24 protein-coding genes, 1 tRNA gene and 1 pseudogene are annotated in these 22,632 nt (G+C 38.0%); 8 read left to right on the forward strand and 18 right to left on the reverse strand.

The features are described from left to right. Positions 1–95 precede the first annotated feature (95 nt). The gene (locus AT575_RS05790; RefSeq protein WP_102777550.1) at positions 96–611 is read left to right on the forward strand and encodes a YcxB family protein; all 516 of its coding nucleotides are present in this window, start codon (positions 96–98) and stop codon (positions 609–611) included. A 175-nt stretch (positions 612–786) separates the two neighbouring features. Here the strand turns inward: AT575_RS05790 and AT575_RS05795 are convergent, their stop codons facing one another. The 9 genes from AT575_RS05795 to AT575_RS05835 all read right to left on the reverse strand — a co-directional run bounded on the left by AT575_RS05795 (position 787) and on the right by AT575_RS05835 (position 9,382). Continuing rightward, on the reverse strand, positions 787–1,992 hold the full coding sequence (locus tag AT575_RS05795; RefSeq protein ID WP_102777551.1) for an ATP-binding protein: 1,206 nt from the start codon (positions 1,990–1,992) through the stop codon (positions 787–789). Positions 1,993–2,188: 196 nt separating this feature from the next. After that, a complete protein-coding gene (locus tag AT575_RS05800; protein ID WP_071792642.1) occupies positions 2,189–2,800 on the reverse strand; it encodes a DUF3862 domain-containing protein in 612 nt (203 codons plus the stop codon). Positions 2,801–3,134: 334 nt separating this feature from the next. Then, complete coding sequence (locus tag AT575_RS05805; RefSeq protein WP_102777552.1) at positions 3,135–5,786, reverse strand: valine--tRNA ligase; 2,652 nt, start codon at positions 5,784–5,786, stop codon at positions 3,135–3,137. A gap of 218 nt (positions 5,787–6,004) precedes the next feature. Beyond that, complete coding sequence (locus AT575_RS05810) at positions 6,005–6,565, reverse strand: AAA family ATPase (RefSeq protein WP_102777553.1); 561 nt, start codon at positions 6,563–6,565, stop codon at positions 6,005–6,007. Next, positions 6,562–7,179: a DUF1349 domain-containing protein gene (locus AT575_RS05815; RefSeq protein ID WP_102777554.1), complete on the reverse strand. Its 618-nt coding sequence runs from the start codon at positions 7,177–7,179 to the stop codon at positions 6,562–6,564. Before AT575_RS05815 ends, AT575_RS05810 begins: the two co-directional genes overlap by 4 nt. Beyond that, positions 7,166–7,756, reverse strand: coding sequence for a GNAT family N-acetyltransferase (locus AT575_RS05820; RefSeq protein WP_102777555.1), 591 nt, complete (start codon positions 7,754–7,756; stop codon positions 7,166–7,168). The genes AT575_RS05815 and AT575_RS05820 overlap by 14 nt, the downstream gene beginning before the upstream one ends. Before the next feature lie 8 nt (positions 7,757–7,764). Continuing rightward, entirely contained in the window at positions 7,765–8,295 is a 531-nt protein-coding gene (locus AT575_RS05825; protein WP_102777556.1) for a DapH/DapD/GlmU-related protein, read from the reverse strand. 262 nt (positions 8,296–8,557) lie between these two features. Continuing rightward, positions 8,558–9,106: a helix-hairpin-helix domain-containing protein gene (locus AT575_RS05830; RefSeq protein ID WP_102777557.1), complete on the reverse strand. Its 549-nt coding sequence runs from the start codon at positions 9,104–9,106 to the stop codon at positions 8,558–8,560. 21 nt (positions 9,107–9,127) lie between these two features. Continuing rightward, on the reverse strand, positions 9,128–9,382 hold the full coding sequence (locus AT575_RS05835) for a DUF1912 family protein (RefSeq protein ID WP_037593334.1): 255 nt from the start codon (positions 9,380–9,382) through the stop codon (positions 9,128–9,130). 253 nt (positions 9,383–9,635) lie between these two features. Between AT575_RS05835 and AT575_RS05840 the strand changes: the two genes are divergently transcribed. Then, complete coding sequence (locus tag AT575_RS05840) at positions 9,636–10,061, forward strand: MarR family winged helix-turn-helix transcriptional regulator (protein WP_165778652.1); 426 nt, start codon at positions 9,636–9,638, stop codon at positions 10,059–10,061. 15 nt (positions 10,062–10,076) lie between these two features. Continuing rightward, positions 10,077–11,446: pseudogene (locus AT575_RS05845) on the forward strand (MATE family efflux transporter). A 90-nt stretch (positions 11,447–11,536) separates the two neighbouring features. On the opposite strand, the gene AT575_RS05850 reads toward AT575_RS05845, so the two are convergent. Genes AT575_RS05850 through AT575_RS05855 form a run of 3 tightly spaced genes read right to left on the reverse strand, consistent with a single transcriptional unit; the run spans position 11,537 to position 13,575 of the window. Beyond that, positions 11,537–12,352 carry an MBL fold metallo-hydrolase gene (locus tag AT575_RS05850; protein ID WP_102777559.1) on the reverse strand — a complete coding sequence of 272 codons (816 nt, stop codon included), beginning with the start codon at positions 12,350–12,352 and terminating at the stop codon, positions 11,537–11,539. A 12-nt stretch (positions 12,353–12,364) separates the two neighbouring features. Then, positions 12,365–12,670 carry an MFS transporter gene (locus tag AT575_RS10820; protein WP_245871480.1) on the reverse strand — a complete coding sequence of 102 codons (306 nt, stop codon included), beginning with the start codon at positions 12,668–12,670 and terminating at the stop codon, positions 12,365–12,367. Between the two features lie 14 nt (positions 12,671–12,684). Then, positions 12,685–13,575, reverse strand: coding sequence for an MFS transporter (locus tag AT575_RS05855; RefSeq protein WP_245871481.1), 891 nt, complete (start codon positions 13,573–13,575; stop codon positions 12,685–12,687). Positions 13,576–13,812: 237 nt separating this feature from the next. On the opposite strand from AT575_RS05855, the gene AT575_RS05860 reads away from it, so the two are divergent. Further along, positions 13,813–13,883: transfer RNA gene (locus AT575_RS05860), tRNA-Thr, on the forward strand. 90 nt (positions 13,884–13,973) lie between these two features. On the opposite strand, the gene AT575_RS05865 is transcribed toward AT575_RS05860, so the two are convergent. Beyond that, positions 13,974–14,714, reverse strand: a complete 741-nt coding sequence (locus AT575_RS05865) for a helix-turn-helix domain-containing protein (protein ID WP_102777560.1) — start codon at positions 14,712–14,714, stop codon at positions 13,974–13,976. Positions 14,715–14,973: 259 nt separating this feature from the next. Further along, complete coding sequence (locus AT575_RS05870) at positions 14,974–15,903, reverse strand: AEC family transporter (RefSeq protein WP_102777561.1); 930 nt, start codon at positions 15,901–15,903, stop codon at positions 14,974–14,976. Between the two features lie 140 nt (positions 15,904–16,043). Here AT575_RS05870 and AT575_RS05875 point away from each other — a divergent pair, with 140 nt between their 5' ends. Both AT575_RS05875 and AT575_RS05880 read left to right on the forward strand, forming a co-directional pair. After that, the gene (locus AT575_RS05875; RefSeq protein ID WP_102777562.1) at positions 16,044–16,490 is read left to right on the forward strand and encodes a MerR family transcriptional regulator; all 447 of its coding nucleotides are present in this window, start codon (positions 16,044–16,046) and stop codon (positions 16,488–16,490) included. 62 nt (positions 16,491–16,552) lie between these two features. Next, positions 16,553–17,047: a GNAT family N-acetyltransferase gene (locus AT575_RS05880; protein ID WP_102777563.1), complete on the forward strand. Its 495-nt coding sequence runs from the start codon at positions 16,553–16,555 to the stop codon at positions 17,045–17,047. Positions 17,048–17,196: 149 nt separating this feature from the next. Here the strand turns inward: AT575_RS05880 and AT575_RS05885 are convergent, their stop codons facing one another. Further along, on the reverse strand, positions 17,197–17,934 hold the full coding sequence (locus tag AT575_RS05885) for an HAD-IIB family hydrolase (RefSeq protein WP_102777564.1): 738 nt from the start codon (positions 17,932–17,934) through the stop codon (positions 17,197–17,199). An 11-nt stretch (positions 17,935–17,945) separates the two neighbouring features. Next, on the reverse strand, positions 17,946–18,434 hold the full coding sequence (locus AT575_RS05890) for a prolyl-tRNA synthetase associated domain-containing protein (protein WP_102777565.1): 489 nt from the start codon (positions 18,432–18,434) through the stop codon (positions 17,946–17,948). Positions 18,435–18,596: 162 nt separating this feature from the next. Here AT575_RS05890 and AT575_RS05895 point away from each other — a divergent pair, with 162 nt between their 5' ends. Together AT575_RS05895 and AT575_RS05900 are read left to right on the forward strand one after the other, a co-directional pair. Next, positions 18,597–19,490, forward strand: a complete 894-nt coding sequence (locus AT575_RS05895) for an ABC transporter ATP-binding protein (protein ID WP_102777566.1) — start codon at positions 18,597–18,599, stop codon at positions 19,488–19,490. Next, positions 19,487–20,704: an ABC transporter permease gene (locus AT575_RS05900; RefSeq protein ID WP_102777567.1), complete on the forward strand. Its 1,218-nt coding sequence runs from the start codon at positions 19,487–19,489 to the stop codon at positions 20,702–20,704. The genes AT575_RS05895 and AT575_RS05900 overlap by 4 nt, the downstream gene beginning before the upstream one ends. Before the next feature lie 78 nt (positions 20,705–20,782). On the opposite strand, the gene AT575_RS05905 is transcribed toward AT575_RS05900, so the two are convergent. Beyond that, entirely contained in the window at positions 20,783–21,391 is a 609-nt protein-coding gene (locus AT575_RS05905) for a VTT domain-containing protein (protein WP_102777568.1), read from the reverse strand. 244 nt (positions 21,392–21,635) lie between these two features. Next, complete coding sequence (locus AT575_RS05910; RefSeq protein WP_102777569.1) at positions 21,636–22,544, reverse strand: AEC family transporter; 909 nt, start codon at positions 22,542–22,544, stop codon at positions 21,636–21,638. Positions 22,545–22,632 lie beyond the last annotated feature (88 nt).

Below are 22,632 nucleotides of genomic sequence, written 5' to 3' on the forward strand. Positions count from 1 at the left end.
GATCAAGTGCATATTTTTTATTCTTCCTAATATTATTTTATCCTTTCACCAAACTATGCTAAAATACTCTTGAGAATATCTTATTTGGAGGCAGTATGGACAGTCAAATTCCTTTGTTTGAGGCTAGGGCTCAGATTACTCTAGAGACTTATTTAGCTATGAACCGCACTCTTTTTGTGATGAAAGTGAGAAAATATCGTCTTTGGTATTGTCTCTTTTTGGGTTCTGTTATACTCTTACTATTTCTATCCAAAGCTTATGGTTCTTTCCTATTTCTTCTTCTCTTTGCAATTACTTTTCCTTTTATCATGAAGGGGATGGTTAGTTGGAGAGCAAAAAAATATTATCTTCAAACGAAAAGTATCCAAAACGAAGAGATTCACTATTCTTTTTTTCAAGATCACTTTAAGACAGTTCAATCTAAAGGGTCTGCTTCTTATCGCTATTCAGATGTTTTTAGAATGAACATTACGGATACTACTATTTATCTCTTTATCAATGATATTCAAGCCTTTATTATTGAAGGTGAGTCGGTTAGCCCTGAGTTACTTGATTTTTTAAAGAAGCAGAGTAAAGAATTTTCTGCAAAAAAGAATAAAGTTATCGAATAAGTTCATCTTCTTCTACTTCAAATAATCATCAAAAAAGCCACGTGTGTGGCTTTTAATTTTTCTCCAATTTCCTACACCTTCAGCAACAAAATATTGGCTGTCAAGCCGGCTGCGGCGCCCTTTCAGACGATACGGCTTGGATAACCTACCTTAATTGAATTTAAGATTTCATATCTCATAATAACCAATCAACAAGATTTACTTTCTCAATTCCTTCATAATTGGCTTGGCTTTGAATCTGATCTAATGTCAATAGGTATTTGGGATACTGATCTTTGATAGCTTGTAATGGTCTCAATTCTCTTTCCAAAGTTGCTGAATCTAAGGTTGTAAGACTGACTTGATAATAGGCATATTCCCCAAGGTCTGTCACAGCAACGAAATCAACTTCATATTTATCAATATTGCCCACATAAACTTTATGGTAACGTCTCTTTAATTCTAGAAAAACAATGGTTTCAATCATATGACCTAAATCTTCTTGGTGATCAGGTAACAATAAATTTCTAAATCCTAAATCGACGGGATAATACTTTTCTAGTCTTTGTAATAATGACCGACCTTTAACATCAAAGCGTGGTACCGCATAAAAAAGCAAACTGTCTGTTAAGGTGTCCAAATAGTTATCCAATGCATGATGGGAAATTTGTGTTTGCTGACTGATAAGGGTGTTTCTGATTTTATTGGTTGAAACTTGACTACCAATACTGCTTAATAGTGTCCGGACAATTTTTTCAATCAACATCGGACTTGGACTGCCTATTCTTGGAACAATATCATGTAAGAGGATTGAATTATAAATCCCTTGTAGATAGTCAATTCTTTCCTGATAAGTTTCAGTCTGTAAGAGGTAAGGGAAAGCACTAAATAAGTATGTATTAAAGAGTTCTGTTTTACTCAATTGACTTCCTTGAAGCCCCATTCCGGCAACAAACTCACTAAATGATAAAGGCAAAACTTCTAACTGCACATAACGCCCCGTCAAGTTTGTCGCTAATTGACTGGACATAAAATAGGCATTTGAACCTGTTAAATAAAGATCAACATTATTTTTTATGAAAAGACTATCAGCAACCAACTCAAACTGGTCGACATGTTGAACTTCATCGAGAAAGACATAATTCATTTCATCTTCAGATAATCGATCCACAATATAATCATTGAGTACTTTAAAATCACGTAAATCAAAATAGGCTAAATCTTCAAAATTGATTGCAATAATCTGTTCTGGTTTTACACCAGAGGCTAAGAGTTGGTCTTTATAGAGTTGGAAAAGTACCGATTTACCTGCACGTCTAACACCACTTACCACTTTAATTACTTGTTTCTCACGATGCCTATTTAAAAAGGCTTGATAGCTTGGTCTTTTAATATATTTCATTCGATTCACCTCAAAAACATTATATCACACTGCGAGACTATTTGCATGATTGTGCAAATAATTGTGATTTTTACTAACTATTTGCATGATTGTGCAAATAATTTTTTCTTAGACAGAAAAAAACCGCCCCTAGGGGCGGTATAATGTTATTTTGAAATTTTGTTAATACGAAAAAAAGTAATAATATTACTGAATACTAATCTTTCAAATTAGCTTGTGCTTTTCCTGTGAGTGCATTATCTGTAAATGTTAATACCATATCAGAACCAAATCCACCTTTAACACCTGTAACCCAAGTTGCCATTGTTGATTTTGAACCCATGATAATCGTTTCAGTAATACTATCTGGCTGTTTAAATTGTGAAACAACTTGTTCATAGCTTGTACCATCTGCTAATGCATTATATTCTTTAAGTCCAATGACATCTTTTCTAAGATATTGGAAACCAGTAATTGATCGAGCAACTGCTTTATTTTCTATAAATTGAATTGTAATTGTAATACCTGATTTACTCCAAGTAAGGTCTTGTGAATTTACACCGTCAATTTGACTAGTACTAGTTGAATTTGGTTCACCAAACATTTTCTTAAGCTCATCTACTGTGCTTCCACCTTCACCCATATTTGCCATATCTCCAACAATAATTTTGTCAAAATTATTTCTAACTTTTTGCTTCTTACTAACTTTTTTCTTTTTAGCAGCGTAAACAATTTGGTTTTGGTTTTGACCTACTATCGCTAAATCAGATAAAGTTGCTACTGAAAACAAGGCCAGGGCACCAATGACAATAAAATTTTTTCTTTTCATAAGAATCTCCTTTTTCCTAATAATTATATTATACAACTATTTCATCCTTTTGAAAGCGTTTTTATAAAATTACATTTTTTAAAAGTTGTTTTTTATCTCAATAATCACCCATTTGAGAACATTAGTACTTCTAATTTGTATTACTGACATTCCATCAGCAGTTGAGACGAGGCAGTCCGATGCAGCAGTACTAATGGTAGGGCAAGTATCGCTCATTTTTTTCATAAGATTATTAAGTTAAATCAGTTAAAATCATTTCAATACGACAAAGAGCCCTGTCACATAGACTGATGGTCTAGCGACAGGGCTCTGAGGAAGTAGTGAATGGTTTTAACTATTTAACAAGTTTCTTCATCTCTTCGATACGCTCTTGAGTCGCATCAAATTTAGCTCGATAGTCAGCTTCCTTTTCGCGCTCTTTAGCTACGACTTCTGGTTTGGCGTTGGCGATGAAGCGTTCGTTGCCAAGTTTTTTGCCAACCATGTCTAGTTCTTTTTGCCATTTGGCAAATTCTTTGTCCAGGCGAGCTAACTCTTCGTCCACGTTGAGGAGGTCTGCTAGTGGCAGGTAGATTTCTGCGCCGGTGATGATGCTGGTCATGGCCTTGTCTGGGGCTTGGAGGTCAGCTGAGATGTCTAATTTTTCAGGGTTTGTAAAACGTCGGATGTAGTTTTCGTTGGCTTTGAAAAAGTCCTCTAGCTCTTTGTCTGACGTTTTAATCAAGATGGTGATGGCCTTGCTTGGTGCAACGTTCACCTCTGCACGCGCATTGCGGACAGCACGGATCAGGTCTTTCAAGCTCTCAACCCCGCGGTGGGCCACCTCATTCTCAAAAGAATCATTAGCGACTGGGTAAGCTGCTGTAACAATTGAGCCTTGGGCATATTGAGCGTAGATTTCTTCGGTTACGAAAGGCATGATTGGATGAAGGAGGCGCAAGATTTTGTCCAAGGTGTAAAGAAGGACTGAGCGGGTCATGACTTTTTCGTCTTCATTGTCGGAATAAAGCACTTCCTTAGTTAGCTCAACATACCAGTTGGCGAACTCTTCCCAAATGAAGTTGTACAAGATGTGGCCGGCAACACCGAACTCGAACTTGTCAAAGTTTTCGGTAACTTTGACGATAGTCTCATTGAGGTTGTGAAGAATCCATCTATCGGTCACATTTCCAGCTTCTGAGCTAGCGACTTTAGCCACATTGCTTTCTGCTTCTGCTAGTGTCAAACCTTCATTGTTCATGAGGATGTAACGGGAAATGTTCCATATCTTGTTAATGAAGTTCCATGAAGCGTCCATTTTTTCGTAAGAGAAACGAACGTCTTGTCCTGGGGCAGAGCCGTTTGAAAGGAACCAACGGAGAGCATCTGCACCATATTTTTCAACCACGTCCATTGGGTCAATGCCGTTGCCCAATGATTTAGACATTTTGCGACCTTCTTCGTCACGGATGAGACCATGAATGAGAACGTTTTGGAATGGGCGTTCATTTGTGAATTCAAGGGATTGGAAAATCATCCGTGAAACCCAGAAGAAGATGATATCGTAACCTGTTACCAATGTAGATGTTGGGAAGTAACGTTTGAAGTCTTCAGCATCTGTATCAGGCCAACCCATAGTTGAAAATGGCCATAGGGCAGATGAGAACCAAGTGTCAAGAACATCTTCGTCTTGTTTCCAACCGTCGCCAGCTGGGGCTTCTTCGCCAACATAAATGTCACCCTCCGCATTGTACCATGCTGGGATTTGGTGTCCCCACCATAATTGGCGTGAAATAACCCAGTCATGGACATTTTCCATCCAGCTCATGAAAGTATCATTGAAGCGTGGTGGGTAGAAATCAACGCGGTTTTCAGTGTCTTGGTTATCCATGGCTTGTTTAGCAAGTTCATCCATTTTAACAAACCATTGGGTTGATAAACGAGGCTCAACCACTGCGCCAGAGCGTTCTGAGTGACCTACTGAGTGAACACGTTTTTCGATGTTTACAAGGGCACCGAGTTCTTCTAATTTAGCAACGGTTGCTTTACGGGCTTCAAAACGGTCCATGCCAGCAAATTCGCCAGCTAACTCGTTCATTGTGCCATCATCATTCATAACATTGACTTGTGGTAAGTTATGGCGTTGACCAACTAAGAAGTCGTTCGGGTCATGGGCAGGCGTGATTTTAACAACACCTGTTCCAAATTCAGGGTCAGCATGTTCGTCACCGACGATTGGAATGAGTTTATTCACGATTGGTAAAACAACATTTTTACCGATCAAATCTTTATAACGAGGATCTTCCGGGTTAACGGCAACAGCCACGTCTCCAAACATGGTTTCTGGTCGAGTGGTTGCCACTTGTAAGCCGCGCGAGCCATCTTCCAACATATAAGTCATATGGTAAAAGGCACCTTCGACGTCTTTATGGATTACTTCGATGTCGGACAAAGCTGTGCGGGCAGCAGGATCCCAGTTGATAATAAACTCACCACGGTAAATCCAGCCTTTTTTGTATAAGTCAACGAAAACCTTGCGTACCGCTTTAGAGAGGCCGTCGTCTAGGGTGAAACGTTCACGTGAATAATCCACGGAAATCCCCATCTTGCCCCATTGCTCTTTAATAGTCGCTGCATATTCGTCTTTCCATTCCCAAACCTTGTCTAGGAATTTTTCGCGACCAAGATCATAACGGGTGATGCCTTGTTCACGCAGACGCTCTTCAACTTTTGCTTGCGTCGCAATTCCCGCATGGTCCATACCAGGCAACCAAAGGGTATCAAAGCCTTGCATCCGTTTTTGGCGGATAATAATATCTTGAAGGGTTGTGTCCCAAGCATGACCAAGGTGGAGTTTACCAGTAACGTTTGGTGGTGGGATTACGATGGAATAAGGTTTAGCTGTTTTATCGCCTGATGGCTTGAAAACATCTTCTTCTAACCATTTGTCGTAGCGACCTGCTTCAACTTCGGTTGGGTTGTATTTTGGTGATAGTTCTTTTGACATAATTGTCCTTTCATAATTCTTAAAAATTAAAACTTTAATTTGTATATTTTTGATTTTGATACTTTCCTGAAGTGGTGCGGAAAGTATCGATGCTAGCTGCGCTGTGAAGTTAATTTTTAGAAAATATCATAATAAACATGACATTTTTGCTAAATTAACCTTTTTTAGTTCTAGGTACTAATTTTGATTAGCAATTTAGAAAATAAGAATGCTTTTCTCTAATTTTCTATTTTCTTCATCTCTTCCACTATTTCCAATGCCACTTCTTGGGCACTTTTGTGAGTATTATTGATTTTGTAGTAATGGGTAAGATTTTCTGGTGCAACTTCACTATTAAAAGTGACATAATCCATTGTCGTTAAGATATCCTTTTCCGACCAGGCAATATCTCTTTTAAAGGGTTTGTGTTTGAGTCGGTTTTCCGTTTTATTGCGGACAAGGCGTTCTTCTAGAGAGGTTTCTAATTCTACAAAGAGGACCTTCTGTTTTTCTGCTTCAAAAGTTCCTTGAAGAGCATCTAAGAAGGCTACTTCATTTGGATTGCTGAAATCGATGACGATGGTAAAAATCATTGGCTGTCCTATTTTTGCAAAAGTCTCAAAAAAGTCAAAACGGATTTTAGAAATCAAATCTGTAGCATCTTGGGACCAGGGCATAAACTTGAGGACGAAGTCAATGGTTTCATGATTATGAAACAGGGTCATCCCGGTCAGTTTAGCGACTTCTTGGCCGATGGTCATTTTGCCAGAAGCTTGCGCTCCAATAATGACTAAATTCATTCAACTGCCTCATCCGGTGCCTGTCCGTCGTGAGATGGCCATTGGCATTCCATCACTTCTAGCTCAGTGAAGCGAGCGGTGAAGGAAGAATCCTCAGGGCTGCAGGCATAGATACCGCATTGGATGGGACCTGTGGCTTTGGCCATGTGGCAAATCCGCATTTGTTTGAAGGTCTGACCATCTTGTGAACACTCCAGGCGGAAATCATTTTCTCTGCGGCTGAGGCGGTACCACATTTCTTTGATTGAGGCATCGATTTCGGTAGTTGCCCAATCTGAGTAACCCTGATTGGTGACGACTGATCCTAAATGTTGGAAGTCTTCATTTTCATACTCGATAGAGGCTTTTATCCAATTTTCGGAATCCAGATACAGGACTAGTCCACATTGATCGAAGCGGTGTTTGCTGTCAAAACTAGTTTTGACCACAAAGGAGAAATAATCTTCTTCAATGGTCATCTGCAAAACGGGTGCATTATCATTTTGAAAATGGTAATAAGTCCGCTGCCACAAATCGGTGTGTGGTAAGGTTTCAATGACAATTTCCTGATCAGAAATGGTGTATGATTTGGGCTGGCGTGTCCAAGTTAATTCTTTGGTATCAAATGTTTTCATGCTTTTTCTCCCATTCTGTCTTGAGTAATCCGTAGCGTAAATCATCACAACGTTTGTCTTGGGCATCTTTTCTATCACGCACTCTTGCTTCTAGAGTGAAGCCAAGTTTATCAGCGACCGCCTGACTTTGCTTGTTGTAACTGTAACAGCCTAATTCAATTTTGTGCAAGTTAAGTTTGGTGAAACCATATTCTAAAAGAGCTTGAGCCGCTTCAGGTACGATTCCTTGTCCCCAATAATCTGGGTGCAAGAGATAGCCTATTTCAAAGACATCGTCCTCATGGCGGTGATTAAAATCAACAGAGCCAATGACCTTATCTTGATCCTTGAGCGTGATGCCGTAACCGGATGGGAGTTTTTCTTTTTTGAGATTTTCTGGGTAAATGGTGTCCAGATAGTGAATTTCGTCTTCAATAGTCGCAACGGGTGGAAAACCAGCGGGATATGAGACCTCTGCCAACTTTGCAAAAGCAAAGATAGCTTCAGCATCTGACAAGCGACGACCCCGAAGAATTAACCTCTCCGTCTCGATATCTGGGAGTTGATTATTTTCAATGTCACCTTTTATTTTGATCATCCTCCACCTCAACTTTCTGGGTCTACTTTTTTAAGGACTTTGGCTGGGACGCCACCGACGACGGTATAAGCTGGGACATCTTTGGTGACGACGGCTGAGGCCGCGATGACTGCCCAATCGCCGATGGTTACTCCAGGGAGGATGGTGGCGTTGGAGCCAATCCAGACATGTTTGCCGATGACGATGGAGTCGTATGAATTCTTGCGTTTCTGGCTTGGTTCTATGGCGTGATTAACGGTTGCCAGTACCACATTGTGGCCAATTAGACTACCTTCACCAATATGTATCCCACCTTGATCCTGGAAATGACAGCCCGAATTCAGAAAAACATTCTCTTCAAAGGTCGTGTTTTTGCCAAAATCAGTATAGAAAGGGGGAAAGACTCGGAGACTGTCCGGCACTTTTTGCCCTGTCACTTGTGACATCAGGTTTCTGATTTCTTCTGGTGTATGATAGTGGCTGTTGATTTCCATGGTTAAGGCGATAGCTTCTTCAAACAAAGCAGGATCCTTAAAACTGGTATAGCGACGTTCAATCATCTCTTTCCCTCCTCTTTCAAATACAAAAAATCCCCATCTAGCAAGAGCTAGACAGGGACGAATATGCTTATCCGCGGTACCACCCAGATTCACATATCCTTGATATGTGCAACTTTGTTATTGATGATGTTAGCCTCAGCAACACCTTCTGACATCTGTGCGGGTTTCTCAATACTGCCGCTTCCTGTAACAGACAAACTCATTAGGACTCTGATTACTGTTATTCTATCAGATTAGCAGCTTTTAGGCAATCATGGATAGCTTATTTTTTAAATTTAACGCCATTTTCAACTAATTTATCAATGGTTCCTTGACCAATTCCGTTGATATCAAGAACTTCTTGTTCTGTCCATTGTTTGAAATCAGCTTTCGATTTGATACCTTCATGGTAGAGCATTTCGACCAAGTCTGAACGGATTTCTTTCACCTCTTTAAGGTTTGAGAAGTCTTCAAGGCTCAACTTGCCATCAATACCAACATTTTCACTTAAGGTTTCAACTGTTGCTGGACCTACACCTTTGACATCAAGCAAGTCATCTTCTGACATGTCTTTTAACTCGTCAGTAGATGTGACACCCTTGTCGTAAATGTTTTCGACAGCGTCTGAGCGAACACCTTCTAATTCTGGTGTTTCAGCAAATTCTGTTAAACTTGGTTTCTCAGTAATGGTTACTGTTTCAGCATCAGTAGGGATTGCTGTAATATCGGTATTTGCATCAAGGGAAATTACTTTTGGATGTTCTTGACCAATAATACCTTGACGTTTTAATTCTTGTTTCAATTCTTTTTTACGATTTTTTACTTTAGCCATAATTCTTTCCTACTTTCTATTTTAATAGTTTCGTTTTCCAAATAAATCATCCGGCATGTCGTGGAAGGATTTACCATTGTGATAATTGTCAAATTTGCCTAAAAGAAATTGATAGGCGTCTAATTTACTTTCATAACGAATGAAAGCATCTTTAGCACGCTCGTCTCCATCTTCCTGAGCAATTTGTTGACTTGTCGTCATTGCGACTTGATTGACTTGAATCTGCGTTTGGACCCATTCTTCAAAGTCTTTTATAAATTCTTTTTCGAAAGACATAAAACCTTCCTTCCTCAATTGATAGACAAATTATATCATAAGTAGGCAGAGTGTGCTATTGTTAGCCATTGGAAAGGCTTACATGGATACTTGTGTCTTTTTCTGTATCTATAAGAAACCCACTTGTATCAATATATGTGTGGTCACTTTACAAAAATAAAATTTTTTCACATTTTTAGTGATTTCTATCAAAAAAGATAGGAAGCTATGTTATAATAAGACTATCATTTAGATAGGAAGCTATGCAATTATCATGTACAAAGACCATATTGGAATCTTAATCAAAAAAACCAGTCAAGCTTTTGATAAGACTGCTAGTCAGGTTTTAACGCCAAAAGGCTTGACACCTAGTCAATTTAAACTCTTAAAATACGTTACTTTAAGACCTGAAGCCAGCGTCCGACAGATTGATATTGAAAATTACTTTTCTATGTCAAACCCAACTGTCACTGGTATTCTTCAAAATCTTGAGAAGAATCAATGGATTTATCGACAAAGTCACGCTGAGGATAAACGTTCAAAGGTCATCATCTTAACCGACAAGGCTAAAAATGCTAGTCTTTTTATTTTGGAAACAAGTGATCAGATTGAAGAAAGCTTCACTGCTGCTCTGACTGATTCGGAAAAAGAGACCTTACGCCACTTATTAAACAAATTACAGGAAAATCATCAGGAATAGAATAGAGAGGTACCCATGCAAGCAAACGATTTTCAACTAAAACCCATTCCCCAACTCCTTTTTAAAATGGCTATGCCGGCTATCACAGCAATTTAGTCAACTCCCTCTATAATATTGTCGACCAAATTTTTATTGGGCACAGCGTTGGCTATTTAGGTAATGCGGCAACCAGTGTGGCTTTTCCCTTAACCATTCTTTGCTTAGCCTTTGGCTTAACCTTCGGTCTAGGTGGAGCTGCTAACTTCAACCTCTCTTTAGGTCGCGGTCAAATGAACAAAGCTAGTAAAGTTGTCGGCAATGCCGTATCTCTTTCTGTCCTCTCAGGTGTTATTATTGCTGCTTTGATTATCATCTTTTTGAAACCATTGCTGATCATTTTTGGGGCCACAGATGCAACTATGGCCTATGCCCAAGACTACACTTCCATTACCGCTTTTGGCATGCCCTTCTTGCTTTTCACCTTTAGTCTTAACCCTCTGATCCGAGCTGACGGCAGTCCCAACCATTCTATGTTAGCCATTATCTTTGGGGCTGTCCTCAATACTATTTTGGTACCCATTTTTATCTTTGTTTTTGATTGGGGAATCAAAGGGGCAGCCTTTGCAACTTTAATCAGTCAAATCCTCTCTGCCCTCTATATGGCCTTCTATTTCCGTCATTTCAAATCTGTTAAATTGGTCGCCAATGACTTTAAAATAAGGGCTGACATCTTCAAGGCTATTGTTTCTGTGGGTTCTTCTTCATTTATCTTCCAGTCTTCTATGTTACTGATTCAAATTGTCAGCAATAACATGTTGCGTCGCTTTGGTGCCGAGTCCATTTATGGTAGCGATATCGCAATCGCTGTGGCTGGTATTGTCATGAAAATTAATAGCTTATTTATTGCCATCATTATCGGACTGGTCCAAGGGGCTCAGCCGATTATCGGATACAACTACGGGGCTAAAAATCTTGAGCGCGTTAAAGAAACAACTGTCTTGCTTCTCAAAACAGCAACCATCATTTCTGTTATTGCTTTCTTCAGTTTTGAAGTTTTCACCCGACCATTCTTAGAACTCTTTGGAACTGGATCCAAACTTTATTTTCAGTTTGGCATCATGTATTTACGTGTTTTCCTCTTCTTTGTTTTTGTCAATGGTATCCAAATTGCATCAACGACCTTCTTCCAAGCCATTGGTAAAGCCAGAATTGGTGCCTTTCTATCCTTGATGAAACAGGTCATCGTTCTTCTACCATTACTCTTCATTCTGCCGCATTTTATGGGAGTTGAAGGGGTCATGTATGCTGCTCCAATTTCTGACTTTATTGCCTTTGTTTCAGCCTTTTATTTCTTAAGACGAGAATTCAAGCGGATGCCTCATGACTTAAGAGCTGATGAAGTCTAATCATAAAACCAAATCAACTAACAAAAAATCCAAACTCTTTTTAAAGAGCTTGGATTTTTTAGTGAATGTCATTTTAAGATTTAAAAAGTTTTACTTTTTAACTAAGTCTAAGCCTTCACCAACATTCAAGGCATGAATACGGTCTGGGTTAACGACATCTTGACGCAACTGTTCTGGGTTACCATTAAAGGTATTCCAATCTGGTGCATCAATAGATCCCCAGTGAATAGTCACTAAATCCGAATCTGGATAAGTATTTGCTTCTTTGATGGCACCATCATAAGTGATATGCCAGTCGTTATCACTGAAATCAAAGAGAATCATATCTGCCTGAGGCATTTCTAAGTGTTCTGGCATCAATTTTGTATCAGATGGCAACCAGATGGTACCGTCTGCTGTTTCAATCCAGAAGCCCACATACTCTTCTTCTTTCCACTCACGGTAATTGTACTTAGACATGCTATTTTGCCAGTTATGACGTGTTGGCGTTGTGGTAATCTTAATATCATCGACCATGAATGTTGCGCCGACAGCATGTTCTTCTGTCGCGAAGCCTTTCTCACTCATGACTCCTGCCACGTGTGTTGGGGCATGGTAAGTTTTTGTAACTGCTTTGCAATTTTCCAAAGTCTCAAAACTCAAATGATCATTGTCGATGTGCGAAATCAAGAGCCCGTCGACTTTGGGAATGGTTTTGGAATCAATTGGCATGTCAATTAACAAAGGCATGTCAAAACTATCAAGGATTGGGTCAATCAGTAAGATGGTTCCCCGACTATTGATCATAATAGAGGCATTGCCTAACCAATAGACTTTTGTACCTTCAATTTTGTCGAAGGCTGAAAGGGGGAGATTGACGGTTTTTTCAGGCATTGCTTGACCTGCTGGGCTAAATGTTACTGACATAGGATTCTCCTTTTAGGCTTTGCCTTTCTTGTTGGCATAGATAACTGCAAAGCTACCAATGGCAATTAAGGCGAGGAATAGAAATAGACTTGGATAATAAGACTTGGTGAAGTCGTAGATGAAACCAATGGCTGAGAAGGCGATGGCTGCACCAAGGTTTGAGGCGAAACCAATTAATGGGTAAGCTTTACCGTAATCATTGACACCATAGATATGGCGCGTGATTAGCGGAGTGGCTACGGCTAGAATACCGAAACTTGCACCGAGTAAGAATGCTCCTGGCATTAAGAGACTTGGTGTTTTGCCGATGATCAGCAATAGAATACCAAGGGTTAGGGCAAAGATAAGGACAAAGTTGGCTTGATAGCTCCTATTTTATCAGAAAGGAAACCAACTGCCAATTTTGAAAGGATATTGCCAAGCATGGCCATTGACAGTAAACTTGCTCCAACAGTGACATCTAAGTTGAGGGTTTCTGCAAAACCTGGGAAATGCTGAGCCATACTGGTAATAAAGCTTAAGCTAACACCGAAGATAATCATGGCAATTAAGGTACTGTTGATAGCGAAGTGACTGGTTGGTTCAAGGTCTGTTAACTCATCAACCACTTCTTCTTTTTCTTTAAAACCATAAGCTGTCAGCCCTTCTTGTCTAGGGTCTAGTTTGAAAGGAAATAGCAGAGCAGGCAGACAAAAGGCCAAGAAAATTAAAGCTTGAACCAAGAAGGCAAATTGCCAACCTTGACTTTGTATCACTTTTGCCAGGACAGGCGATATTAGTGCGCCAATGATACCACTGAAGCTTAAGGTGATACTGGTCGCTAGACCATTTTTCTCATTAAACCAGTAGTTAATGATATAAGTCAAAGTCATGATAGAAAACATCCCCGTGCTAAAGCCACGTAGGAAGCTGAGCAAATAAAATTGCCATAATTGCGTGGCCATGCCCATCAAAGCTGTTGAGGCAAAACCTACAGCAATTGAGACCCACATCAACAACTTGAAGGGAACCTTTTCCAAAAGTTTGATGACAAAGAGTCCCGCAATGGCTGTGACGATTGAAAAGATGGTCATATGAAAGGCAAATGAACCACGATAAATGCCTAATGCTTCCGACACAACTCCATAAAAAACACCAGAAGTGTTAATGGAAACACCAATTGTCGCGGCTGATAAACCACATAATGTTACTAAGACCTTCCAGGCTTTATGTCCAGATGTCATATGTTTTCCTCCTGATTGACCATCCTTTTTTGAAGGAGGATGGCTTTTTTCTTTTACTTTACCATAATTAAAATGCCTAAACAATTTGATTTCCCTCAATTTGTAACCAAATTTCACAAATCCAGCATTTTCCTCAAAAGTGTGAAATTGAATTTCAAAAAAAAGCATTTTTGTGGATGACTTTTTGAAAAAATAGTCTTGCACCCAAGTTCAATTTATAGTAATATAGATAGAGTAGCCGCTATAGTTAAATGGTATAATAAAGCAATGGTAATGCTTCGTTCCGAGTTCGATTCTCGGTGGTGGCAAAGTAAAAGCAACCCTGAAAATGGGTTGCTTTTTGTGTTTTGATAAATAGTTAAATAACCTGTTGATAGCCCCCTTATATTTGAAAGACTTTATTTATTTACGGTTTGCCAAACACTATCTAGGGTATGGTACTCTTGATTAAAGGAACTTTGATTGGATTTAATAAAAGCCTTGGCTTTTTTCGCACTGATACTTCCCTCATAATGTTCAAATTCTAAATCGTTAATAGAATCTTTTTTCATTTTCGCCATAAAGTGAAAATCTTTAGGTGGATTTATGCTACTACCACCTTTTTCTTTAGCATTAGTTTTAAAGACTAGAACATAAAGACTATCTCCCTTCAAAATCATTTTAAATGGAGCCTGGTTTTGTGTAGATATAACAATATTTCTTTGTGTTAATGCTCTAAGATAATCGATTTTTTGTGCTGAAAAGGTGTAATCATTTTTTGTCATAACATAACCCGATTCTGTTACCTGCCAGTTAGACAACTTTTGATTTTTAGGATGTATGGTTACTAACCAAAAAAGATGATATACGCATAAGATCGCAACAAGACCCATCGCTATTTTCTTAATCAGAAGATAGTGTTTGAGACGTTTACGTTCGGTTTTGATATTTTCCATAATTCGAGGTTCCTCTCTTAATAATTGATCTAAGGAAACATGGCAGAGATCCGAAAGGTTAATTATTTTTTCAATATCAGGAAAGGTTCTTCCAGTCTCCCAACTAGAAACCGTTGCCCGAGATACTTGGATCTTATTTGCCACCTCCTCTTGTGTGAAACCACTATTTTTCCGATAGGCTTTTAATAACTCACCAATGTTCATTCTACTGCTCCTTACTCTTATCTTATAGAAAATATTATTGACTTCCTAGAAATGCTTTGTAGCACCATCATTAGTAACAATTCGTCACGTCAAACAACCATTCTATTATCTCAAATCCCACTTTATTTACAATCAAAAGGTGATACTTTTTTTGCTACAAATTGTTGCAAAAGCTTTAGTATGAGGAGCTACAGTCTGTATCATCTAAAGTTACAAAAAAAGTAGCACCTAAAATGGTGATACTTTCCAAAAAAACTTATTATGCTATAAAAATGACTACTATCGTATAAACAAAAAGAGTTACCAACATAAATAAGGAAATATAGGTGGCAGCATAATGACGGTCATCATCTGTCTTGTATAGGTTTTCAATCAATAGTGGCATGGCAAATCCAGTTGGACTCATAAAGTAAATGAGTACACCGATCATGTAGCTTTTTTCAGCCATTAATTGAGGAAAAAGAAGGAAGAACCCTGTAATGACGAATAGGTAAAAAAGAATTCTGACAACTATTAAGCTCATCATTGAACCTAAAGTTTTAAAATTTATTGAAAAATCAAATCCTAAGACAAAGAGGATAATTCCTAAAATTGGTCCCGTAACGGTTGCTAGAGTTGCTTGATATAAATCAGCAAAGGTTGATTGCATTATCCAACTATAGATTCCAGTTAGATTAACAACTAAACCCAAAATAATAGCAATGACAAAAGGATGACCCAAAATATCTTTTACTAGTTGTGATTTGGATTGACCATTATTAGTTTTCTTAGCAACTAAAATGGGAACGACTAAGAAAGCAATGATGGCACCTGCTAGGTCATAAATAACTGTATTACTTGACTTACCCACAATTGATAAATAAAGTGGCAAGGCGACAGCACCACCTTCAACTGAAGTCAGTAGAAAATGAGAAAAATGACTTTTATCCTTACCTGTGAACATATGTAGCTTTTGTCCCAGGAAAATGGCTAAGGCAAAGGCCACAGTCACATATAAAATAATACCAATCGTTTCAAGTTGCAACTGCGCACTCGCTAAAAGACTAAAAACAAGTATTGGAAATAAAATAGAAAATACTAATGTATTGGCACCTGCTTTTTGTTCATTAGTTAACCATCCTTTTACTTTTGTCAGGAAGCCTAGTCCTAACATAAAAAATACGGGAAATAAAGTGTTTAATGCTTGCATGATATACTCCTATGTAAACTAATTTTAATGAAAGATGATAGTTTTTCTTGCAGTTTTACTTGCCTATTAGTATACTAACATTAAAGTTAACTTTAAAGTCAATCTAAAACCGACAATAACTGATTAAACAGAGGTACTATATGAAATTTACCATTGCTCAAGTCTCTAAAGCCCTTGATATTCCAACTTCTACACTTCGCTACTACGACAAGGAAGGTCTCCTTCCTTCTCTTGAACGGAAAGCGTCCGGCTACAGACTCTTCTCCAGTCAAGAAATTGAAATGCTTGGTGTCATTGAATGCTTAAAAGCGACTGGGATGTCTATCAAGGATATCAAAAGTTACGCCAAACTAACCGAATTGGGTGACCAAAGCCTAAATGATCGTTATCAAATGTTTTTAACTCAAAAAGCTCTTTTAGAAGAAGAAATGCAAAAGCTACAAAGCGCCATGGAAATGGTGAACCATAAATGTTGGTACTATGAAACAGCGATTGAAGCCGGCACAGAAAAAATTCATTTCCCAATAGAAATGTCTTTAAAGAATAAGGAACGGTTTGAGAAATTGTTGTCTAAGAAGTCTTCTTAAGATCAATGGACAACTAATTCTTTCACACTAAACCTAATGACTATCCAAGATTTGAGGTAAAGATGCATCTAGAAAAATATTCAATTGATTGTCAAACTCTGATTGATGGCTATCAGCTATCTAAAGAGCAACTGCGATTTGTCAAAAGACCCCAAGAAAACGTGGAGACAGCTAACAATGATTCCAATCGAATGCCAGTTCTTGCTTTGGCGGATTCTGGGGAATGCCTTGGCTTTTTTGTCCTTCATGAGCATAGTGAATTTGAGGATTGCTTTAACTTAGATAATAGTATTTATGTTCGCTCTTTTTCCATTGATCAGCGTCATTTACGGCAGGGATATGCCGGCGAGATTTTATTAAAGATGCCTGAATTTGTTGAGAAACACTTTCCTCATATTGAATACATCACCTTGCTAGTTGATCAACCTAATCCGATTGCTCGGGATATGTATCTGAAGGCAGGATTTGAGTTAAGACAGCTGATTCAAGGTGTACGCTACCCCGCTTATACTATGGTTAAAAAATTAAATAAATTTGAAAGTTACCGACATTGCTGAAAATTCTTTCAGGAAACAAAAAATGAATAGGCATTAACTTGTTAATAAAGTATAAAACAGTCAAAAAACCAAGAAAATGTTCTCTTGGTTTTTTTGTTCCTTTAGTTTCTGTAGTGGATTAGGTGATTACAATATTTTAATAGTCTCTTTCATTTCGTTACCCATTTATCTAAATCATCTACCACGTCTTCAACTGCTATCGATTGGTATTTTTCCGATGCTATCAAATTTCCTATGACAATGGCCTGCTTAGCATGATTAAGCATCATGATGTCATTATGATCATTGCCAAAAGCGTAGTAATCCTCTTGGCCAATCAAAGCTTGCAAGGCCGAATATTTATTGATGTCTTTTGCGGTGATAACCAGCTCTTTTTCTGCTTGGTGATAGAGAACCGTTGAATCTGGCATTGATTCCAGGAGCTGAGCTTCTTCTGCTTCAACATTGAAGAGAATTATTTTGCTCACATTTTCTTCTGTTAGTGCAACTTGTTGAGCTAAATGTCCTGGATCTAATTTTCCTAAAATATGATGCTGGGGATTCGTAATTTTTGCACTATAGTCCCAGTCATAATCCACAATATAATCCAAGTTTTCGGTCTCAATCAATTGGAAACAGGTCTTAATAGTATTAGTATTAAGATATTTTGTCAGATGAATCTGTTGATTCTGCCGGTACATAGCTCCATTAGCCCCGATAAGATCACAATTTGGGAAATCTTCCAAAAGGGGCAACATATCGCGAATGGGACGAGCGGAAGCAAAGATCAAAGTGGACTTTTTCTGTAATGCTAATAATTTTTCTTTTATCTTTGGCTCAATTGCTCGGCAATTAAACACAATAGTGCCATCTAAATCGAAAACAAAAATATTGGTTGTAGGTGTCAATAAATCTCCTTTTATAGGTTAACCTTGTGTACTTCAAATCCCAAGTCTTCAATAAAGCGCAGAACATCTTCGGTTTTGACAAAGATGGTCTTTGTATTGTCGTTAGGATGGAAGGTTTGAATGGGCTGATCCAAAATTTCAGTATCAAAATAAACGTGAATGTCTTTTTCACTGTTATTAATTAGGCCAAAGGGGGAAACAACCCCAGGGCTTAAGCCCATTTTCTCCTCTAGACTCTGAGGAGAAGCCATTCTAATCCGATTGGCATGGACTAAGTCTTTGAAAGAATCCATATCCAATGGTTTGCTATCATCCATGATTACAAGATAGTAAGCTGTTTTTTTCTTATTGGTCAGAAACATGGATTTTGTTCGGACACCTTCATGACCCTCAATGTAAGCATCAGCTTCTTCTGTAGTGAAAGCTGCAGGATGTTCAACCATATCATAAGAAATGTTCTTTTTAGCTAATGCTTTGGCTAATTCTTCAAAAGCAGACATAATATTAATCCTTCTTTCATTTTTAATAATATTGTATGAAAATAAAGACTCTTGGTCAAATTTTTGCTAAAAATGACAAAATCATTTGACAAAAAATGTAAAGTTGCTTATACTATTTTTGTAAAGCAACCTTTACTAAAATGAGAAAGATGGAGATTGACTATGCTGACTGTAGAACATTTGACCAAATCCTATGGTAATACTCCCGTTTTGAAAGATTTGTCCTTTGACATTCAATCAGGAAGTATTTGTGGCTTTGTTGGGAAAAATGGGGCCGGGAAAACAACTTTTTTCCATTCCTTACTGCACTTTGTCACTTATCAAGGACACATTAGCCTCGATGGGGAAAAAATAACCAAAAAGACCTATCCTAAAATTGGCTACTTACCTGAGGAACGCAGTTTAATGCCTAAACTGAGTGTCTTTCAACAAGTTTCTTACTTAGCTCGTTTAAAGGGAATGACTGACGCCCAAATCAAAAAAGAACTTCCACTTTGGATGGAACGGTTAGAAGTGAAAGGCAAGCCAAGTGATAAAATCAAAAGTTTATCAAAAGGCAATCAACAAAAAATTCAATTGATTATTACCCTTATCCATAAACCTGATTTAATTATTCTCGATGAGCCCTTTTCTGGATTAGACCCTGTTAATACAGCTATTCTTAAAAATGTTATCTTTGAAGAAAAAGAACGTGGGGCAACCATCATTTTCTCTGACCATGTCATGACCAATGTTGAAGAATTGTGTGACCAACTGATTATGATTCAAGATGGCCAAATTGCCCTTAATGGTAGCATTTCCGACATTCGCAATAGTTTTGGCAAAACCAGACTCTATTTATCACCTGAAGTTGCTATTGATAGTTTAAAAGATATTCCTGAGATCCTAGAAATCAAAAAAACAAATCAAGGACAATGGCGTCTCATTTTGGCCAATGAAGAAATCGGTAAAGAAATCTTTAATCGTGTCTCTGCTGGCCATTATCTATCAACTTTTGACCAACAAGCCCCATCTATTGATGATATCTTTAAACTGAAGTCAGGAGCTCTCTCATGAAAGAAATACTAATCGTTTGTAAAGAAACCTTTTTAAGACAAGTTAAATCTTGGTCTTTCTTACTCATGGTCATCTCACCCTTTATCTTTATCGCCTTTTCAATGGGAGTCGGTTATATCAGTGGCAATTCAGCTTCAAAAAATGATAAAATAGCTATTGTTGTTCCAGATAAAGCAATGGAGAAAGCCTTTCAAAACATTGAAGATAAAACCTTTTCATATAAGAGTGAAACAACTGCAGCCAAAGCTCTTAAAAATGAAAAGATTTCAGCCTATTTGATTGTTGAAGCAAAAGATGCTCAAATTCAAGGCCGCTATAAAAGTAATGACAGCTTAGGATCTAGTCAAAAAGTTATGTTAGAACAGAGTTTAGGACTGCTCCAAAATCAAATCAATATTCAACAAGCACAGATTTCATCTGATCAATTAAAAACCTTAAGTCAAGAGCCACAACTAAAAGTTGAGACCGAGAAAAAGAACCAATACAATGCTATCAGTAAGTATATCTCTTTCTTCGGCGTCATCTTTATTATGTATTTTATTATTCTGATTTATGCCTCTCAAACTGCACAAGAAATTGCCAGTGAAAAAGGGACTAAAATCATGGAAGTTATCTTTTCCAGTGTTTCCGCTGAAAATTATTTCTACGGTCGTATCCTAGGTATCTTTGCCGTTATTCTAACCCATGTCTCTATTTATGTGATTGGTGGTTTAGTGACCCATCATTTGGCTAATAAGATGGACAATATGAAAGCCATGATTGCTGGAAGTAAACCCTTAATTGAAAGCGTCTTTAAGCATTTAGACTGGTCCATTCTAGCCTTTGGTGTTCTTGGTATCCTCATTTATGTTATCTTAGCAGCCCTTTGCGGTTCACTGGTTGTAAGACCTGAACAAGCCCAACAAGCAGCTCAACCAGTCATGTACCTGGTTATCGCCGGTTTTGTCGGCTCCTTCCTCTTTGGACAAGAAGGCAGTGATGTGCTTCTCCTCAAAATTGGCTCCTACATTCCCTTTATTTCAACCTTCTTTATGCCCATTCGTTTAATTAATGGCTATGCTGATCTAACTCAAAGTCTGATTTCCTTAGCTATTTTAGCTCTTAGTGCTTTCTTATTAACCAACTTTATCGGAAAATCATACTCTGGATTAATTCTCCAAACAGACGATATCGGTTTCTTTAAAGGACTCAAAAAAGGACTTGCCCATAAATAAGAAGATTATATAAAAAAAAGCCTAGGATTAAGCTATCCTAGGCTTTTGATTGATCAAAAAGAGACCTACTGGTCTCTTTTATTTGCTTTTTAATTGTCGTTTAACTGCTACGAAAATAATTGGTAATGCCGAAACAAAGATGATTCCCAACATGATCAGTTCAAAGTGAGCTTGAACAAAAGGGATACTACCAAAGAAAAATCCTGCTAAAATCCCAACGATGACCCAAGCAAGTCCACCGATGATATTATAATGCAAGAATTTCTTAGCATCCATTCGTCCGATTCCAGAAATAAATGGAATAAAAGTTCTCACGATGGGAACAAATCGGCCTAGTGAGATTGCAATATTACCATATTTTACAAAAAATTGTTCCGTTTCAGCAATATGACTATCTTTAATAAATTTACCGAAAAAAGGTACTCTTCTCAGAGCTAGCCCATATCTTTTCCCTAAAGAGTAGTTAACATAATCCCCAATAATAGCTGCTATTGCTAGGATAAAAATAAAAATAATGGGATTGTAGGCACTTTTGGCAATAGAGGCACCGGTCATAAACAAAAGCGAATCCCCAGGTAGGAAGGGAAAAAAGACCAAGCCAGTTTCCACAAAAATAATGACAAAGATAATTGCAAATGCATAAAGACCATAATTGGTCAAAATCATATTAATAAAATCAGTAAACATAATATTCCTTTAGTTTTTCTTTTTTCTAAGTAATAGCATAGCAGAAAAAAAGGGCTATTACCAGAAAAGGTTATTTCCAAATCTGTCAGTTAAGCTTTCCTTAAGCTTTGCTGGCAGAATCAGCTCCACTTGCCAAAGATTAAATGGCTAGAAATAATATGTAATCAAGAAGTTTGTATTTTCAATTTAGATGATGTCTGTAGATTAATAAAATGTGAGAAAAAATTCGTCATTTCAGATCACTTTAAGCTTGTATCATAATAAAAAGTGTTATTAAGATAATGCTTGTAATAATAGTCAATGAATTGATGGTCGCTGGAATAGGGCTTTTACTCCCCAGTTCACGCGCAAAGAGCGGGGAAACAACAGCTACTGGCGCTAAGAGACAAATGGTTAACATATCTCTAACTATTGCAGATACTGGCAATAAATAGACTAAGGCAATCATGATTCCTGACCCCAATAAACGAAGTCCTAGGAGACGACCAATTTCGACAACTTCTTCTCTATTCATCCGAAGATCTACCATAATCCCTAAGACCAACATAGCCATAAAAGGATTAGCATCAGCACCAATTTTTGCAATGGTTAGGACGGCCGAAGGTAACTCTAGGTGTAGTAAGGCTAGACAGAAACAGAAAAGATAAGTGCAAAAGGGAACGGAATGGAACAGTTTAGCCAAAAATTTCTTCAAGGTCATGCGTCCGTCCAATTTGGCTAAACCACTAGCCATGGAGACATTGCCACCAAAGACCATAATAGCATTCCCAATATCAAAAAGTATAACCGTTAGCAAATAAGAGGCGGGGAAGAAACTTTGAACAAAAGGAAATGCAAAATTTCCCACATTATAGCCAGCTAACTGAATAATTTCTTGCGAAGCTGCAACGGACTCTTTCCCTCGACTTTTGAGATAGCCAATCAAAAGCATGACAAAATTTGCTAAAAGGGCAATGAGCATGGGAATAATCAATTGGTTTGTAATGGTGATGGCTTTTGCGGAAATCAATAAAGCACAGGGAAGGGTCACATTCATAACCACTTTGGCCATGGCTCTGCCTTCCTTATCCGAGATAATGCCTCCGATTTTAAATAAATAACCTAGCAGGACCACCAGTACAAAAGCGCTAGCTTTGATGAGAATATCTAACATTTTAACTCCTTTTTTACCTTTACTAGTATACCACATTCTCAGCTCGGCCATTGAACCAATCAAAAAGCCAAATGATCACTCACCTGAG

Origin of the sequence: Streptococcus penaeicida, assembly GCF_002887775.1 — a bacterium.
In the GTDB taxonomy this organism is placed as follows: Bacteria; Bacillota; Bacilli; order Lactobacillales; family Streptococcaceae; genus Streptococcus; species Streptococcus penaeicida.

What these genes read in the sequence shown, in the direction of transcription:
- AT575_RS05880 (WP_102777563.1), top strand. Translation starts at nt 16,553, where the DNA reads ATGCATCTAGAAAAATATTCAATTGATTGTCAAACTCTGATTGATGGC.
- AT575_RS05820 (WP_102777555.1), bottom strand. Translation starts at nt 7,756, where the DNA reads ATGATCAAAATAAAAGGTGACATTGAAAATAATCAACTCCCAGATATC.
- AT575_RS05830 (WP_102777557.1), bottom strand. Translation starts at nt 9,106, where the DNA reads ATGGCTAAAGTAAAAAATCGTAAAAAAGAATTGAAACAAGAATTAAAA.
- AT575_RS05890 (WP_102777565.1), bottom strand. Translation starts at nt 18,434, where the DNA reads ATGTCTGCTTTTGAAGAATTAGCCAAAGCATTAGCTAAAAAGAACATT.
- AT575_RS05825 (WP_102777556.1), bottom strand. Translation starts at nt 8,295, where the DNA reads ATGATTGAACGTCGCTATACCAGTTTTAAGGATCCTGCTTTGTTTGAA.
- AT575_RS05790 (WP_102777550.1), top strand. Translation starts at nt 96, where the DNA reads ATGGACAGTCAAATTCCTTTGTTTGAGGCTAGGGCTCAGATTACTCTA.
- AT575_RS05910 (WP_102777569.1), bottom strand. Translation starts at nt 22,544, where the DNA reads ATGTTAGATATTCTCATCAAAGCTAGCGCTTTTGTACTGGTGGTCCTG.
- AT575_RS05815 (WP_102777554.1), bottom strand. Translation starts at nt 7,179, where the DNA reads ATGAAAACATTTGATACCAAAGAATTAACTTGGACACGCCAGCCCAAA.
- AT575_RS05875 (WP_102777562.1), top strand. Translation starts at nt 16,044, where the DNA reads ATGAAATTTACCATTGCTCAAGTCTCTAAAGCCCTTGATATTCCAACT.
- AT575_RS05835 (WP_037593334.1), bottom strand. Translation starts at nt 9,382, where the DNA reads ATGTCTTTCGAAAAAGAATTTATAAAAGACTTTGAAGAATGGGTCCAA.
- AT575_RS05895 (WP_102777566.1), top strand. Translation starts at nt 18,597, where the DNA reads ATGCTGACTGTAGAACATTTGACCAAATCCTATGGTAATACTCCCGTT.
- AT575_RS05795 (WP_102777551.1), bottom strand. Translation starts at nt 1,992, where the DNA reads ATGAAATATATTAAAAGACCAAGCTATCAAGCCTTTTTAAATAGGCAT.
- AT575_RS05905 (WP_102777568.1), bottom strand. Translation starts at nt 21,391, where the DNA reads ATGTTTACTGATTTTATTAATATGATTTTGACCAATTATGGTCTTTAT.
- AT575_RS05840 (WP_165778652.1), top strand. Translation starts at nt 9,636, where the DNA reads ATGTACAAAGACCATATTGGAATCTTAATCAAAAAAACCAGTCAAGCT.
- AT575_RS05850 (WP_102777559.1), bottom strand. Translation starts at nt 12,352, where the DNA reads ATGTCAGTAACATTTAGCCCAGCAGGTCAAGCAATGCCTGAAAAAACC.
- AT575_RS05805 (WP_102777552.1), bottom strand. Translation starts at nt 5,786, where the DNA reads ATGTCAAAAGAACTATCACCAAAATACAACCCAACCGAAGTTGAAGCA.
- AT575_RS05900 (WP_102777567.1), top strand. Translation starts at nt 19,487, where the DNA reads ATGAAAGAAATACTAATCGTTTGTAAAGAAACCTTTTTAAGACAAGTT.
- AT575_RS05865 (WP_102777560.1), bottom strand. Translation starts at nt 14,714, where the DNA reads ATGAACATTGGTGAGTTATTAAAAGCCTATCGGAAAAATAGTGGTTTC.
- AT575_RS05810 (WP_102777553.1), bottom strand. Translation starts at nt 6,565, where the DNA reads ATGAATTTAGTCATTATTGGAGCGCAAGCTTCTGGCAAAATGACCATC.
- AT575_RS05870 (WP_102777561.1), bottom strand. Translation starts at nt 15,903, where the DNA reads ATGCAAGCATTAAACACTTTATTTCCCGTATTTTTTATGTTAGGACTA.
- AT575_RS05855 (WP_245871481.1), bottom strand. Translation starts at nt 13,575, where the DNA reads ATGACATCTGGACATAAAGCCTGGAAGGTCTTAGTAACATTATGTGGT.
- AT575_RS05800 (WP_071792642.1), bottom strand. Translation starts at nt 2,800, where the DNA reads ATGAAAAGAAAAAATTTTATTGTCATTGGTGCCCTGGCCTTGTTTTCA.